We start from the raw sequence: 15,067 nt of genomic DNA on the forward strand, positions 1-15,067 counted from the left end.
AGGGTCGCCATTTATGGCGACCTCGCTTAATTACAACGCTGTCAGCACATCCAATGACGGCGCAAAGAAATAGCTACCACTCACCGGTTTAGTGAAGCGCAGCATCGCGTCCATTTTGCCGTCGCGCTCGCCGAACATGCTCAGCAGCTGTTGCTCAATGTTATAGAGGCGATGACAATAAGAAATGAAGTACAGCCCATGCGTACCGCTGGCGCTGCCGTACGGCAGGCTTTGGCGCAGAATCTTCAGCCCTTTGCCCTCTTCTTTCAGATCGACACGGCTGAGATGCGAAGTAGCAGGACGCTGATCGCCCGGCAGCTCTTCATCCGTCTCTTTGGTACGACCAATAATCGCTTCCTGCTTCTCTACTGCCATACGATTCCACAGCTTGAGGTTATGCTCCCAACGTTGGGTAAACACATAGCTGCCGCCCGCATCCGCGCCTACGCTGATAATCGCCACATCCTTACGCGCTTCGCCCTGCGGGTTTTCCGTGCCATCGACAAAGCCCGACAGATCGCGGTCTTCAATCCAGCGGAAGCCGTGTGTCTCTTCTTCGATATTGACGGCAGCGGCAAAGGCGCTGAGTACTGCCTGAGCCAGCGCGAAGTTCACGTCGTGTCGTTGAGATTGAATATGGATCAGCAAATCACGCTGCGTAGCAGGCGCAATGCCGTTACCGAGGGGCGCAAACGCTTTGAGTTCAGGTGCAGAAGCGTTGCCTTGCAGATCGCGCCACAGCGCATCGCCAAAGGCGATCACCGCGCCCAATCCGGCATCACTGAATTTGCTTTGCAGCACTTCAAGCTGCTGCAGGAAGGATTTGCTGCCCTGGCGCAGCGCGTCAAGATCGCCCGTGACGCGGGCTTCGAGCCAAATGGCGAAACGGCGGTGTTCCAACAGGATCCCGCTCTGAAACTGAGACATTGAACTGCTCTCCGGCATGAAAGTTAGACGATGTTTTTTTCGCCCGTATCATACCGGAAAGCCACACACTTTGAGCGGGTGTTTAAGCAAGTTTTATCTTGTTTAACGCTGCCAGACAATCTTGCTGATTTTCCAGCTTTTCAGGGTATCGTCCGACGGCATCAAGCCTTCCGGACCATGCCACTCACCACTGTAGATGTAGGAGATGTGCTGGCTGCCCGGCGCGCGGCATTCAACATCACGTGCATCGAGACCGGTGACCATTTTGCAGTTATTAAAGGCTTTGCTGAACTTCGCGCTGAACAGATCGCCAATCTTGCTGCCGTCCGCCGCTTTGGCATCGGCATCCTGCACTTCAATGCGCTCAACGCTGGTGCTGCCGTTAATCACCAATTTAACCTTGTCGCCATCCAGCGCCTGCCAGAAATCCACCACCTGACCATTCTGCGTGCGCATACCCTGACGCAGTTTGTAATCGCCGTTCAAGGCTTTATTGATGGCGTCTTGCGACATTGAAGTGGTGCTCGTCAGGCCCGCAACGCCTTGCTCGGTGACCTCCAGCGATCCACCAAACCAGCCGAGCGGATTGAGCGCTGACCAGTGATAGCTCAGCGGATTGTACCAATGGCTTTCGCTATCGCTCGCGCTGCCAGATGAACCCGAACTGGCGCAGCCGGCCAAAATCATGCTGCTAACCAGCAGTGCGTGACGAACAACTTTCATGAAAACTCCTTGATCTGCTAAGCCGATTGGCGTGCCTGTTGGAGTCGCAAACCGGCAAAAAGTTTATTCGATGTGCTGATGTTCCGGCAGAAAGCAGTCGCGCAGACGAGGTTGCGTTTGCAGCCAGAACAATGCCAGCAGGTCAAACAGCGTCAATAACAGCGGCAGCGGCGAGTCGGGAAAGGCGCCTTGCAGCAGGCTGTAACCTTGCCACAGCAGGCTGATGAGTAACGATGCGCTCAATACATGGCGCCAGCTTTGCCACAGGCGCGGCCAGCGCTGACGATAGCCGGTCAGCAACAAGCCAATCGCCGCCGGAATGCCTAACGCCAGTCCCAGCCAGAAGCTTTGGCGATCGGGATAGAACAGCGCCAGCAAATCATTGCCCTGCTGACGCGATGCGCCCGCCATCACCAGCAGCAGCCAGGTGCGCGCCTGCAATAACAGGATCAGCCAGAAAAGAAACGGCAGCCGCAGCTGCCCTTTCGCATCGTACTCTTCGGGAAGGTATTTCAAAGCGACCATTAATACTCGCGATCTTCAATCAAACGCTTGCCCAGCAGCAGTGAATCCACCGGCTCGTACTCAAGCTTTTCATAGAATGCCACCACCTGATCGTTCTCTTCGCGCACCATCAAATTAATTTTTGGACAACCGCGCGCAATCAGCTTCTTCTCAAGACGATTCATCAACGCATTGGCAAAGCCACGGCCCTGATAATCAGGATGCACCGCCAGATAGTAAACGGAACCACGATGACCGTCATAGCCGCCCATCACCGTACCGACCACTTCGCCACCCACTTCCGCAACCAGAAACAGTTCCGGGTCGTGGTTCATTTTGCGTTCGATGTCCAGCTCGGGATCGTTCCATGGGCGTAACAAATCGCAACGCTCCCAGAGCGTGATCACTTCTTCAAAATCTTCCTGGCGGAAAGAACGGATTTCCATCGACGTTACCCTGCTGTTAGGCACAATTCGCTGATTATCACGCATTCTTTGCCAGGCGCAACCCTCACGCGTGACAACGGGGCAAAAAAAGCGCGACATCGTTGTTAGTCAGTTGCAATAGAAAGTAAACACTTGAAATAGTTACGAGGTCGCCGCCTGGCAATTGTTACGCTATAACACTGGGCAGGATTTACCTGCCATGGACCCGTAAATGAAGAAGATTTCACTGCTTAAGCGCCTTACCAATCGTCGCCAACTGATACTTTCCGGTTTAGCGCTGGCGGTGTTGTCACCGCGCGCGGTACAGGCCAAAGAACAGAACAGCGATTTGCGCGTCAGTCCGCGCCATACGCCACCGAAACCCGCCAGCAACGGCAAACGCATCGTGATGATCGATCCCGGCCACGGCGGCATCGATTCCGGCGCTGTCGGCGAAGAGGGTTCAGAAGAGAAACACATCGTGCTGGCGATCGCTAACACCGTGAAGACGCTGCTGCAGTCGCATCCGCGCATCGAAGTGCGCCTGACGCGCGACAGCGACCACTTTATTCCGCTCTATCAGCGCGTTGAAATTGCCCATCAGCACGGCGCTAACCTGTTTATGTCGATTCACGCCGACGGCTACACCAGCCCGGATGCTAACGGTGCATCGGTATTTGCCCTTTCCAATCGCGGTGCCAGCAGCGCGATGGCGCGTTACCTGTCGCAGCGTGAAAACGACGCCGACAAAGTGGGCGGCGCCGAGGTGCAGGATAAAGATCATTACCTCAACCAGATTCTGTTCGATCTGGTGCAGACCGATACCATCCGCAACAGCCTGACGCTCGGCAAGCACGTGCTGGATCAAATTCGCCCGGTGCATCATCTGCACAGTCAGCACACCGAGCAGGCCGCGTTTGCAGTGCTGAAATCGCCGTCGATTCCGTCGGTGCTGGTGGAAACCTCCTTCATTACCAATCCGCGTGAAGAGCAGTTGCTCGGCACGCAGGCGTTCCGCCAGAAAATTGCCAGCGCCATTGCCGACGGCATCGCCCGCTACTTTGATGAGGTCGATCGTCGCGAAGCATAGCCTTTATCCTGTGGTAGAATCGCGGCAAATTTCCGGAACGAGTGACTGATGAGCAATCCCGATATTTCCCGCGTCAAAGCCTTTTTGCTGGCGCTGCAAGATGATATTTGCGCCCAATTAGCGGCGGAAGATGGCAAGGCGAGCTTTGCCGAAGATGAGTGGCAACGTCCCGGCGGCGGCGGCGGACGCAGTCGCGTCTTGCGTGATGGCGCGGTATTTGAACAAGCTGGCGTTAACTTCTCGCACGTGCACGGAGATCAAATGCCGGCTTCCGCTACCGCACATCGTCCCGAACTGGCTGGCCGCAGCTTTGAAGCGATGGGCGTGTCGCTGGTGGTACATCCGTCCAATCCTTACGTGCCAACCAGCCACGCCAACGTGCGCTTCTTTATTGCGGAAAAACCGGGAGCCGATCCGGTGTGGTGGTTTGGCGGCGGTTTTGATCTCACGCCTTACTACGGCTTCGAAGAGGATGCGCTGCACTGGCATCAAACCGCACACGATCTGTGCCAGCCGTTTGGTGAAGAGGTTTATCCGCGCTACAAAAAGTGGTGCGACGATTACTTCTATCTCAAGCATCGCGACGAGCAGCGCGGCATCGGCGGCCTGTTCTATGACGATCTGAACACGCCCGATTTCGATTACTGCTTCGATTTCATGCAGGCGGTCGGTAACGGTTTCGCCAACGCCTATCTTCCGATTGTGGCCAGGCGCAAGGCGCTGCCGTGGGGCGATCGCGAGCGCCAGTTCCAGCTTTACCGTCGTGGTCGCTACGTCGAGTTCAATCTGGTGTGGGATCGCGGCACGCTGTTTGGCCTGCAAACCGGCGGCCGCACTGAATCCATTTTGATGTCGATGCCACCGCTGGTGCGCTGGGAATACGATTATCAGCCAGCAGCCGACTCCCCCGAAGCCGCGCTGTATCGCGATTTCCTGCCAGTCAAAGATTGGCTCAAATAACCCGTAGGGTCGCCATTCATGGCGACCTTTTTGATGGTTCTATAACGGTTCTGTCTGCGCCTCCACCACCGCTAACGCCACCATATTCACAATGCGCCGCACCGAGGCGATGCGCGTCAGCACATGCACCGGTTTGCTGATCCCCATCAACACAGGTCCCACCGTGACACCTTCGGAGCAGGAGACGCGCAGCAGGTTATAGCTGATACGCGCCGCTTCGACGTTCGGCATAATCAGCAAATTCGCGGTGCCTTTTAGCGGGCTGTCCGGCATCAGTTCACGGCGAATACTCTCTACCAGCGCCGCATCTCCATGCATCTCGCCGTCGATCTCCAGATCCGGGGCGCGTTGCTGAATCAGCGCCAGCACTTCGCGCATTTTGCGCGCGCCCGGCGCATTCGAGGTGCCAAAGCTGGAGTGTGACAGTAGCGCCACGCGTGGTTCAATGCCGAAGCGTCGCACCGTTTCCGCCGCCAGCAGCGTGATATCCGCCAGCTGTTCCGCGCTGGGATCTTCATTAACGTAGGTGTCGGCGATAAAAGTGTTGCCGCTCGGCAGCAGCAGCGCATTCATCGCGCCTGCCACCTTCACGTCCTCACGCAGCCCAAACACTTTCTCCACCACGTCGTAATGTTCCTGATAATCGCCGATGGTGCCGCAGATCAGCGCGTCAGCCTCGCCGCGATGCACCATGATTGCGCCAATCAACGTAGGATTGCCGATCACCGCGCGCTGGGCGGTTTCCGGCGTCACGCCGCGCCGTTTCATGATCTGGTAATACTCATTCCAGTACTCTTTGAAACGCGGATCGGACTCGTTATTAACGATCTCAAAATCTTTACCCGCCTCGATCTTTAAACCCTGCTTTTGCAGACGCATAGCGATGACGTTCGGGCGGCCAATCAGAATCGGCCTCGCCAGCCCCAGCGTCACCAGCTCCTGCGTGGCATGCAGCACGCGCACCTCTTCGCCTTCCGCCAGCACCACGCGTTTCGGATCTTTACGCGCCTGCGAGAAGATCGGTTTCATAAACAGGTTGGTTTTGTAGACGAACTCGGTGAGCTGCTCGCGATAGGCATCAAAATCTTCAATTGGTCGCGTGGCGACGCCCGATTCCATCGCCGCTTTTGCTACCGCTGGCGCGATCTGCACAATCAAGCGCGGATCGAAAGGTTTCGGGATCAGGTATTCCGGGCCAAAGCTCAGATCCTGATCGTCATATGCCGATGCCACCACATCGCTCTGTTCCGCCTGCGCCAGCGCCGCAATCGCATGTACCGCCGCGAGCTTCATCTCTTCATTGATCGCCGTGGCACCTACATCCAGCGCGCCACGAAAGATAAACGGGAAACACAGTACGTTGTTCACCTGATTGGGGAAATCAGAGCGGCCGGTACAGATAATTGCGTCGGGCCGCACCTGTTTGGCCAGCGGCGGCATGATTTCCGGCTCGGGATTGGCCAGCGCCAGAATCAGCGGATCCTGCGCCATCTTCTGCACCATCTCCGGCGTCAATGCTTTGGGGCCAGAACAGCCGAGGAAGATATCCGCGCCGCTAATCACCTCGTCCAGCGTGCGTGCGCCGCTGTCGTCTACTGCATACGCAGCTTTGGTCGGCGTCATATTCGGCTCGCGATCGCGATAGATCACACCTTTGGAATCGCACACCACAATGTTGTGCTGCTGCATGCCGAGCGCCACCAGCAGATTCAGGCAGGCAATCGCCGAAGCACCCGCGCCTGAAACCACCAGCCGCACATCGCTGATGGCTTTTTTGACGATGGTTAAGCCGTTGAGCACCGCCGCAGTACAGATGATCGCCGTGCCGTGCTGATCGTCGTGGAACACCGGAATCTGCATGCGCTCACGCAGCTGTTGCTCAATATAGAAGCACTCGGGCGCTTTGATATCTTCCAGGTTGATGCCGCCAAAAGTGGGTTCCAGCGCGGCAATCACCTCTATCAACTTATCGGGATCGCGCTCATCGATTTCGATATCAAATACGTCAATGCCAGCGAACTTTTTAAACAGCACGCCCTTCCCTTCCATCACCGGCTTACTCGCCAGCGCGCCAATATTGCCCAATCCCAGCACCGCCGTGCCGTTAGAGATCACCGCCACCAGATTACCGCGCGCGGTGTATTTGCGCGCCGCAAGCGGATCGGCGGCAATTTCCAGACAAGGCGCGGCGACGCCGGGCGAATAGGCCAGCGCCAGATCGCGCTGTGTGGCTAACGGTTTGGTAGGTGAAACCTGAATTTTTCCGGGCGTGGGGAATTGGTGAAAATCGAGAGCGCTTTGCTTGAGTTGATCGTCCATTAGGCATCCTTTGGCGCAGCTAAGTGAGCGTTCAGTATAGGAATGTGCGGCACAAAAGAGGGTGAAGGCGCTCAAAGAACGCACAGTCTGAAAGGCACAGATTGCCACCGCTTCGCCTGCGGGATCGGCACAGCCTGCTATTCTTATTGATGGCAAAAAGCGTAGCTGAACCGTTTAGGCTAGACCTCCTTTCACTATCGCACCTCTTAAGCGCCACGACGTCACAATCAGAGAAAACGCATTTTCTTCGTGCAACGTCTGTAGCACTGTGTTGGACCAATACTTAACAGGAATGGGTGCAACACCTTTGCCCACATTATTGCTAATCAAGGAGTTAAGTGATGAACCAGCTAGATGCATTGAAACAGTACACCACCGTGGTGGCGGACAGCGGCGATATCGAATCCATTCGCCATTACCACCCGGAAGATGCTACCACCAACCCATCATTGATTCTGAAAGCCGCCGGTCTCGACGCATACAAACATCTGATTGATGACGCCATCGACTACGCAAAAAAACAGGGCGGCAGCAAAGAGACGCAAATCATTAACGCCAGCGACAAAGTGGCGATCAACCTCGGTATGGAAATTCTGAAGAGCGTACCGGGCCGTGTTTCGACCGAAGTGGATGCGCGCCTCTCCTTCGATCGTGGCATGTGCGTTACCAAAGCCGAGAAGCTGGTACGTCTGTACGAAGAGTACGGCATCGACCGCTCACGCATTCTGATCAAACTGGCTTCGACCTGGGAAGGCATCAAAGCCGCCGAGGAGCTGGAAAAAAACGGTATTCAGTGCAACCTGACGCTGCTGTTCTCCTTCGCTCAGGCGCGTGCCTGTGCTGAAGCCGGTGTGTTCCTGATCTCGCCGTTTGTTGGTCGTATTTATGACTGGTACAACTCACGCAAACCGATCGACCCGTATGTGGTTGATGAAGATCCGGGCGTGAAATCTGTGCGTCGTATCTACGATTACTACAAGAAACACCGTTATAGCACCGTCATCATGGGTGCCAGCTTCCGTAAAGTGGAACAGATTCAGGCGCTGGCCGGCTGCGACCGTCTGACCATTTCCCCTAACCTGCTGGAAGAGCTGGCCAACAGCGATGCGCCGCTGGAACGTAAGCTGGAGCCATCTACCGAAGGCTTCCATCAGCCGGCTTCACTGTCTGAAGCGGAATTCCGCTGGGAACACAATCAGGATCCGATGGCGGTAGAAAAACTGTCAGACGGCATCCGTCAGTTCGCCATCGACCAGCAGAAGCTGGAAGACGTGCTCTCTTCTCGTCTGTAATCCGCAATCACTCTTATGGCGGGTGGGCATTGGCTCATCCGCTATCGCCAAATCACAAGGGAGAACCTTATGTCTTCACGCAGAGAGTTGGCTAACGCGATTCGTGCACTCAGCATGGATGCGGTACAAAAAGCAAATTCCGGACATCCCGGCATGCCGATGGGCATGGCCGATATCGCCGAAGTTTTATGGCGCGATTTCCTCCACCATAATCCCAATAATCCGGCATGGATTGATCGCGACCGCTTTATTCTTTCCAACGGTCACGGTTCGATGCTGCAATACAGTTTGCTGCATCTCACCGGTTACGATCTGCCGATGGAAGAGCTGAAAAACTTCCGCCAGTTGCATTCCAAAACGCCAGGTCACCCGGAACTCGGTTACACGCCAGGCATCGAAACCACCACCGGTCCGCTCGGCCAGGGTTTAGCCAATGCCGTGGGCATGGCGATTGCCGAGCGCACGCTGGCGGCGCAGTTTAACCAACCCGATCACGATATCGTTGACCATTACACCTACGTGTTTATGGGCGATGGCTGTTTGATGGAAGGCATCTCGCACGAAGTGAGCTCGCTGGCCGGTACGCTCGGTCTTGGCAAGCTGATTGGTTTCTACGACCACAACGGTATCTCGATTGATGGTGAAACCGAAGGCTGGTTCACAGACGATACCCATAAACGCTTCGAAGCCTATAACTGGCATGTGATCGGCAGCGCAGAAGGTATTGATGGCCACGATCCAGAAGCCATTGCGGCGGCGATCAAGGAAGCGCAAAGCGTCACCGATAAGCCATCGTTGATCATCTGCCGCACAGTGATTGGTTTCGGTTCGCCGAATAAAGCTGGTAAAGAAGAGTCGCACGGCGCAGCGCTGGGCGAAGAGGAAGTGGCGCTGACGCGACAGAAACTCGGCTGGAAATACCCTGCATTTGAAATCCCTAAAGAGATTTATCAGCAATGGGATGCCAAAGAAGCCGGCAGCCAGCGTGAAAAATCCTGGGATGAGAAATTTGCCGCCTACAAAGCTGCCCATCCGCAACTGGCAGAGGAATTCAGCCGCCGCGTGAGTGGTGAAATGCCGGTAAATTGGGAAACTGAAACCCAGAAATTTATTGAACAGTTGCAGGCTAATCCGCAAAAAATCGCCAGCCGTAAAGCCTCGCAAAATACGCTGGAAGTGTATGGCAAACTGCTGCCGGAATTCCTCGGTGGTTCGGCGGATTTGGCACCGAGCAACCTCACTATTTGGTCAGGTTCGAAATCGATCAAAGATGATCTCGCCGGTAACTATATTCACTACGGTGTGCGTGAATTTGGTATGACGGCGATTGGCAACGGCATCGCCACGCACGGCGGATTCGTGCCTTACACCGCCACCTTCCTGATGTTCGTCGAGTATGCGCGTAACGCGGTGCGCATGGCGGCACTGATGAAGGCGCGTCAGGTGCTGGTGTATACACATGACTCCATCGGCCTTGGCGAAGATGGCCCGACGCACCAGCCGGTTGAGCAAATTGCCGGCCTGCGCGTCACGCCAAACCTCAGCTTGTGGCGTCCATGCGATCAGGTAGAAACCGCTGTAGCCTGGAAAGCCGCCGTTGAGCGCCATCACGGGCCAACCGCGCTGATTCTGTCGCGTCAGAATCTGTTGCAGCCGGAGCGTGATAAGCAACAAGTGGCGAATATCGCGCGCGGTGGTTACGTGCTGAAAGATAGCGCGGGCACACCGGAAGCGATCATTATCGCCACCGGTTCAGAGATTGAAATCGCGCTCGGCGCAGCGGAAAAACTCACCGCCAACGGCCACAAAATTCGCGTAGTGTCGCTGCCGAGTACCGACGTGTTTGATAAGCAGGATGCCGCTTATCGCGAATCGGTGCTGCCATCTGGCGTGAAAGCGCGCGTGGCGGTCGAAGCCGGTATCGCTGATTACTGGTACAAGTATGTCGGGCTGGACGGCGCGATTGTCGGTATGACCACCTTTGGTGAGTCAGCTCCGGCCGGCAAACTGTTCCCGGAATTCGGTTTCACCGTCGAGAACATCGTTAGCCATACCGAAGCATTACTCAAGCCGCACTAATCGATCTGGCCCTGCGTCTTTTTGGCGTAAGGGCCATTTTTTGATCACAGCCTGATACAGAAAAAAATCCGCCCTGCCCCCTTCACGCCTCGCTCAAACTGATTACTATAAGCTTTCCTCCGATTCTCATAGCGGACGCTTTCCCGTTGAAAAAACGTACTCCTTTTTTACTGGCCTTAATGGTTTCAGTGCTTCCATTAAAAAGCATGGCGCAGTCATCGCCCGATCCACTGTTGGCATCGCAAATTGTTGATCGCTACGCCGAGCACATTTTCTATGGCAGCGGCGCAACCGGCATGGCGCTGGTGGCGATTGATGGCAATCAGCGGGTTTTCGCCAGCTTTGGTGATACGCGCCCCGGCAACAACGTGCGTCCGCAGCCCGATTCGGTGATTCGTATTGCCTCGCTCAGCAAGCTGATGACCAGCGAAGTGATGGTGAAGATGGCCGAGCGCGGTCAGCTGCGTCTTGACGATCCGCTGAGCAAATACGCGCCGCCTGGCGCGCGCGTGCCGAGCTATAACGGCCAGCCAATTCGCCTGATTAACCTCTCCACGCATACCAGCGGCCTGCCGCGCGAGCAGCCCGGCGGTAAACCGCATCGTCCGGTGTTTGTCTGGCCGACCAAGTCCGATCGCTGGCAATGGCTGAGCGGCGCCGCATTAAAAGCCGCGCCGGGCACCAATGCAGCCTATTCCAATCTTGGCTTTGATCTGCTGAGCGATGCACTCGCCAAAGCGGCGGGCATGCCGTATCCGGCGCTGTTTCAGCAGTTGATAACGCGTCCGTTGGGCATGAAAGACACCACTTTCACGCCGTCACCGGATCAGTGTCAGCGCCTGATGATTGCGGAGAAAGGCGCCAGTCCGTGTAACAACACGCTGGCGGCTATCGGCAGCGGCGGCGTTTACTCAACGCCAGACGATATGGGCCGCTGGATGCAGCAGTTCCTCAACTCGGCGGTGAATCACCGCACGCCGCAAATTGATCGCCTGCAAACGCTGATCTACCGCCGCGACCAGCTAACCAAAGTGGAAGGCATGGATGTGCCGGGCCGCGCCGATGCGCTGGGCATGGGTTGGGTTTATATGGGGCCGAAGGAAGGTCGTCCGGGGATTATTCAGAAAACCGGCGGCGGCGGCGGTTTCATTACCTATATGGCGATGGTGCCGCAGCACAACGTTGGTGTGTTTGTGGTTGTCACGCGCTCGCCGTTAACGCGTTTCACCCCGATGAGTGATGGCGTGAATAATATGCTGACCGAGCTGGTGGGCAATCAGTCGGGTTCACCGATGACGGTGCAAGCGATTCGTTAATCATATGGGCGAAGGTCGCCATTAATGGCGACCCTACGGATTAACGCGACTGCACCGGATTCTGCGATTCGGTAACCCACAACGTTGGCCAGTCTTCACTGCTGTGCCACGCATCGCAGGTCTTCTCCTCCGCATACTCCGCCAGCACAAATTCGTTGCCGTCATACTGCCAGCGCGTCGCCACGCCGCAATCACCCAATCCCCGTCCTTTACTGAAGGTGTAGAGCAATCCATGGCTGGCATCGAATTCGGCGTTCACCAACTCCAGCTGATTATCGCTGCGTGATGCTGGGGTAAACGGCAGCGTTAAGCTCAAACCACGCGACACATAAGGCGCATCACGCGTCACTTCAAATGCCAGATCGATAACGTTATAAGCACCGGTTTCACAGCTAATCAGCAGCAGCGCTTTGCTATCGGTTAGCGGTGAAACACTTACTTCACGCCGCAGCGGATCGAGCGAGCAGTTATCGGTATTTACCCGCCAGGTACCAAAATCAATCAAACCGCTGGTCTCTTCCTGCGTCAGCGGTGGCGGCGACGGTAAAGGCGCAGGTAACGCCGGCAATGCGGGCTGCGGCGGCACATCCCACTGCACGCGGTCGCCACGTTTTACCCAGGCGCTGGCACCGTTAACGCGCCCCTGCACGTCATCCATCAACAGTAACGCTGCCTTCATGCCGCTGAGCGGAATGGTGGCGTTGGCTTTATAGGTCAGTTGCAGATTCTGCGCATCCAGCGTCTGCGCCAGGAACTCGTCGATGGCGATAGCATTGCTGGTCGCCAGATGGTGCGGTTCCACCGTCCAGTGTTTGAGATCCGGCGTCAGACGGCGTTGGTCGAGTAGCAGGTTATCCTTGAGCGGGCCGCCCGGCAGCTCACCGCTGTAGGCGCTGCCGTAATCAATGCGCAACAAGGGGCGATCGTTGACGCCAGCATGACGTGAGATCGTCATCACTAAGCCGTTGTCACCGGGAAAACTGCGTGCCACGCAAAAAGCCGCATTGTTACAGGTCAGTTGCCAGTCAGAAAATGACTTTTGCAGTGGCTGAGCCTGTACGCACGCGACAAAAAGAAAGGGCAATAAAAGCAGTAACTTCATCCAATACGACATCAAAAAAATCGGTCCCCAAATTCCTGGAAAGAAAATAATAGCGCAACGGGAACGCTGTCAGCAGGCCTAAACTGTGAGCCGGCCCTAAAAGCGGGGTCAACCGCTGAAAAAGACATCACCTTGTGGCAATCGGGTATTGGATAACGCAATGGCTCATCATCCGTTTTGACCGATTCCTGCTCAATCGGATTCGTCGCACTCTTGTTGACGCATCACAAAACGGTCAAATACACACAAACGGTCATAAACAGTCATGCTAGGTTAAATCCATGTTGCGGCTATGCAACGCGCGTAGAGCGCGGATTTCGCGACATCAGGCGCATTTATGTGAAGTACATCACGTAATTTTGATAACCAGACATCTCATTTACATTAAAGACAGATCCATATCACTCTAATCAGCTAAGGCGTTTTGGTGACTGTGGACTCGTGCGCAGCCCACACTTTCCAAATGCGCTATCCAGTAATTTATATCCATCGGAGGTTAGTTATGTTGCCGATTGAAAGACAGCAGCGAATTATTGACGAATTAAATGTAAATGGTCGGGTCATTGTCGCTGAATTAGTCACGTTATGTCAGGTTTCACAAGAAACCATTCGGCGTGATTTAACCCAGCTGGAGAAACGTGGTCTGTTACAACGCAGTCACGGTGGTGCGGTACCAGCAAAACGACAGGCCGCTAACATTCAGGGAAATACAAGAGGCGTTAACGAGTATGAATTATCTTTCCGCCAGAGAATAAATGAACACGTTGATGCCAAGATGGCTATTGCCAAACGCGCACTCGATTTCATTAGCCCCGGCGATTGTATATTACTCGATAGCAGCACCACTTGCTGGTATTTAGCGCGACAGCTCCCGGATATTGAATTAACGGTATTAACCAACTCCATCAGGATTGTGCAAACCCTTGCGGCACGCGGCAGCATCCGCACTATCTGTCTGGGGGGAGAATATTCTGACCGTTATGAAGATTTCCACGGCGTAGTCGCCGAGCAACCGCTCAGGGAATTTCAGATTAATAAGATCTTTTTTTCCTGTAGCAGTTTAGGCAATGACGGTTATTTACGCGAAGGTAACGAAAACAACGCACATTTAAAACAGCAAATGTTATTAGCAGCGGAAAGAAAACATCTGTTGCTGGACGGAAGTAAATTCCTTCGGCCCTCATTCGCGCGTATTTGTCATTATCGCGATGTGGACTTTCTCATTACTGACCAATTAAAAGACAAAGAGCTGGAACAAGAATTAGCGTGGAACGGCGTCAATATTATTGATTGCTCCCAGCGCAGCCATTCTATGCAGCTAATAAAAAATTAAATCGGAGTCTTTATGAAAAAACATCTTATCGCCTGTTCTCTGCTCGCCCTGTTTGCCGCCTCCGGCGCGCACGCTGCTGACAAATTACGCATGGGCATCGTGGTGAAAATTGGCGGTATTCCGTGGTTCAACGCCATGGAAGCGGGCATCAAGAGTGAAGCGGCGAAACGCGGCATTGACGCGTGGATGGTGGGCCCAACGGCGGCCGATCCGGCTCTGCAGGTGCGTGCTATCGAAGATTTGATCGCCCAGAAGGTCGACATCATTGGCGTGGTGCCGAATGACCCGAAAGTGCTGGAGCCGGTGCTGAAGCGCGCCCGTGATGCTGGCATTGAAGTCATCACCCACGAATCGCCGGATCAGAAAGGCGCCAACTGGGACTTCGAACTGGTGGATGCGCCAACGCACGGCATCAACCATATGAAAGCGCTGGCGAAGTGCATGCATGAAGAGGGCAAATACGCCATGTATGTCGGCAGCCTGACCGTGCCATTGCATCAGCAGTGGACCGATGCGGCGCTGAATTACCAGAAAGAACACTATCCGAAGATGCAGATGGTAACCGACAAGTTTGGCGTCGGCGAATCACTGGATGACTCGATTCGTACTACCAATGAGCTGATGTCCAAGTACCCGGATTTGAAAGGGATTATGGCCTTTGGTTCACAAGGTCCGATTGGCGCCGGTCGTGCGGTGATGAACCGTAACAAGATGGATCAGGTGTGCGTGATTGGCGCCTTCAGTCCTGGTCAGGGCGCGTCACTGGTGCAGCGCGGCGCAATCAAAGGCGGCTACATCTGGAATCCGCAGACCGCTGGCGAAGTGTTCGTGCGTATCGCCGACATGATGCAGAAGAAAGAGCCAATCACCGACGGAATGACCATCGAGGGTTTGGGCAAAGTGAAAGTTGACGAGGCGACCCACACCATCCTCGGTAACAACACCGAAAGCCTGGACAAAGAGAACCTGCCAAAACTGGTGAAAATGGGGCTGTAAT

The 15,067-nt window shown here is 55.0% G+C and carries 13 protein-coding genes; 7 read left to right on the top strand and 6 right to left on the bottom strand.

All coding sequences use genetic code 11. The features are described from left to right. Window positions 1-30: 30 nt before the first annotated feature. From VIJ98_RS14030 to VIJ98_RS14045, 4 genes are all read right to left on the bottom strand, one after another. A complete protein-coding gene (locus tag VIJ98_RS14030) occupies window positions 31-927 on the bottom strand; it encodes a Dyp-type peroxidase (RefSeq protein WP_323274531.1) in 897 nt (298 codons plus the stop codon). A gap of 102 nt (window positions 928-1,029) precedes the next feature. Beyond that, window positions 1,030-1,650 carry an RpoE-regulated lipoprotein gene (locus tag VIJ98_RS14035; RefSeq protein ID WP_323274533.1) on the bottom strand — a complete coding sequence of 207 codons (621 nt, stop codon included), beginning with the start codon at window positions 1,648-1,650 and terminating at the stop codon, window positions 1,030-1,032. A gap of 63 nt (window positions 1,651-1,713) precedes the next feature. Beyond that, on the bottom strand, window positions 1,714-2,175 hold the full coding sequence (locus tag VIJ98_RS14040) for a DUF2919 domain-containing protein (RefSeq protein WP_258143722.1): 462 nt from the start codon (window positions 2,173-2,175) through the stop codon (window positions 1,714-1,716). Next, window positions 2,175-2,600, bottom strand: coding sequence for a GNAT family acetyltransferase (locus VIJ98_RS14045; protein ID WP_007889032.1), 426 nt, complete (start codon window positions 2,598-2,600; stop codon window positions 2,175-2,177). The genes VIJ98_RS14040 and VIJ98_RS14045 overlap by 1 nt, the downstream gene beginning before the upstream one ends. A 211-nt stretch (window positions 2,601-2,811) precedes the next feature. On the opposite strand from VIJ98_RS14045, the gene amiA reads away from it, so the two are divergent. Together amiA and hemF are read left to right on the top strand one after the other, a co-directional pair. After that, window positions 2,812-3,669 (top strand): N-acetylmuramoyl-L-alanine amidase AmiA, encoded by an 858-nt coding sequence (gene amiA, locus VIJ98_RS14050; protein ID WP_008107837.1) that lies wholly within the window; start codon window positions 2,812-2,814, stop codon window positions 3,667-3,669. A gap of 48 nt (window positions 3,670-3,717) precedes the next feature. After that, window positions 3,718-4,629 (top strand): oxygen-dependent coproporphyrinogen oxidase, encoded by a 912-nt coding sequence (gene hemF / locus VIJ98_RS14055; RefSeq protein WP_154155736.1) that lies wholly within the window; start codon window positions 3,718-3,720, stop codon window positions 4,627-4,629. 39 nt (window positions 4,630-4,668) lie between these two features. On the opposite strand, the gene maeB is transcribed toward hemF, so the two are convergent. Further along, window positions 4,669-6,948 carry an NADP-dependent oxaloacetate-decarboxylating malate dehydrogenase gene (maeB, locus tag VIJ98_RS14060; RefSeq protein WP_179449950.1) on the bottom strand — a complete coding sequence of 760 codons (2,280 nt, stop codon included), beginning with the start codon at window positions 6,946-6,948 and terminating at the stop codon, window positions 4,669-4,671. 341 nt (window positions 6,949-7,289) lie between these two features. On the opposite strand from maeB, the gene tal reads away from it, so the two are divergent. From tal to ampH, 3 genes are all read left to right on the top strand, one after another. Then, entirely contained in the window at window positions 7,290-8,240 is a 951-nt protein-coding gene (gene tal, locus VIJ98_RS14065) for a transaldolase (protein WP_008107843.1), read from the top strand. A 69-nt stretch (window positions 8,241-8,309) separates the two neighbouring features. After that, on the top strand, window positions 8,310-10,319 hold the full coding sequence (gene tkt / locus VIJ98_RS14070; RefSeq protein ID WP_323274537.1) for a transketolase: 2,010 nt from the start codon (window positions 8,310-8,312) through the stop codon (window positions 10,317-10,319). 146 nt (window positions 10,320-10,465) lie between these two features. Beyond that, window positions 10,466-11,635: a D-alanyl-D-alanine-carboxypeptidase/endopeptidase AmpH gene (gene ampH / locus VIJ98_RS14075; protein WP_008107847.1), complete on the top strand. Its 1,170-nt coding sequence runs from the start codon at window positions 10,466-10,468 to the stop codon at window positions 11,633-11,635. 40 nt (window positions 11,636-11,675) lie between these two features. On the opposite strand, the gene VIJ98_RS14080 is transcribed toward ampH, so the two are convergent. Further along, entirely contained in the window at window positions 11,676-12,749 is a 1,074-nt protein-coding gene (locus VIJ98_RS14080; protein ID WP_154181589.1) for a DUF1176 domain-containing protein, read from the bottom strand. A 490-nt stretch (window positions 12,750-13,239) separates the two neighbouring features. Here VIJ98_RS14080 and VIJ98_RS14085 point away from each other — a divergent pair, with 490 nt between their 5' ends. Then, a complete protein-coding gene (locus VIJ98_RS14085) occupies window positions 13,240-14,070 on the top strand; it encodes a DeoR/GlpR family DNA-binding transcription regulator (protein WP_154190452.1) in 831 nt (276 codons plus the stop codon). A 12-nt stretch (window positions 14,071-14,082) separates the two neighbouring features. Continuing rightward, window positions 14,083-15,066, top strand: coding sequence for a substrate-binding domain-containing protein (locus tag VIJ98_RS14090; protein ID WP_061717926.1), 984 nt, complete (start codon window positions 14,083-14,085; stop codon window positions 15,064-15,066). Window position 15,067 lies beyond the last annotated feature (1 nt).

Source organism: Pantoea sp. S18, assembly GCF_045689705.1.
GTDB lineage: Bacteria > Pseudomonadota > Gammaproteobacteria > Enterobacterales > Enterobacteriaceae > Pantoea > Pantoea symbiotica.

What these genes read in the sequence shown, in the direction of transcription:
- VIJ98_RS14090 (WP_061717926.1), top strand. Translation starts at nt 14,083, where the DNA reads ATGAAAAAACATCTTATCGCCTGTTCTCTGCTCGCCCTGTTTGCCGCC.
- maeB (WP_179449950.1), bottom strand. Translation starts at nt 6,948, where the DNA reads ATGGACGATCAACTCAAGCAAAGCGCTCTCGATTTTCACCAATTCCCC.
- tal (WP_008107843.1), top strand. Translation starts at nt 7,290, where the DNA reads ATGAACCAGCTAGATGCATTGAAACAGTACACCACCGTGGTGGCGGAC.
- VIJ98_RS14040 (WP_258143722.1), bottom strand. Translation starts at nt 2,175, where the DNA reads ATGGTCGCTTTGAAATACCTTCCCGAAGAGTACGATGCGAAAGGGCAG.
- hemF (WP_154155736.1), top strand. Translation starts at nt 3,718, where the DNA reads ATGAGCAATCCCGATATTTCCCGCGTCAAAGCCTTTTTGCTGGCGCTG.
- VIJ98_RS14080 (WP_154181589.1), bottom strand. Translation starts at nt 12,749, where the DNA reads ATGTCGTATTGGATGAAGTTACTGCTTTTATTGCCCTTTCTTTTTGTC.
- amiA (WP_008107837.1), top strand. Translation starts at nt 2,812, where the DNA reads ATGAAGAAGATTTCACTGCTTAAGCGCCTTACCAATCGTCGCCAACTG.
- VIJ98_RS14030 (WP_323274531.1), bottom strand. Translation starts at nt 927, where the DNA reads ATGTCTCAGTTTCAGAGCGGGATCCTGTTGGAACACCGCCGTTTCGCC.
- VIJ98_RS14045 (WP_007889032.1), bottom strand. Translation starts at nt 2,600, where the DNA reads ATGGAAATCCGTTCTTTCCGCCAGGAAGATTTTGAAGAAGTGATCACG.
- VIJ98_RS14085 (WP_154190452.1), top strand. Translation starts at nt 13,240, where the DNA reads ATGTTGCCGATTGAAAGACAGCAGCGAATTATTGACGAATTAAATGTA.
- tkt (WP_323274537.1), top strand. Translation starts at nt 8,310, where the DNA reads ATGTCTTCACGCAGAGAGTTGGCTAACGCGATTCGTGCACTCAGCATG.
- VIJ98_RS14035 (WP_323274533.1), bottom strand. Translation starts at nt 1,650, where the DNA reads ATGAAAGTTGTTCGTCACGCACTGCTGGTTAGCAGCATGATTTTGGCC.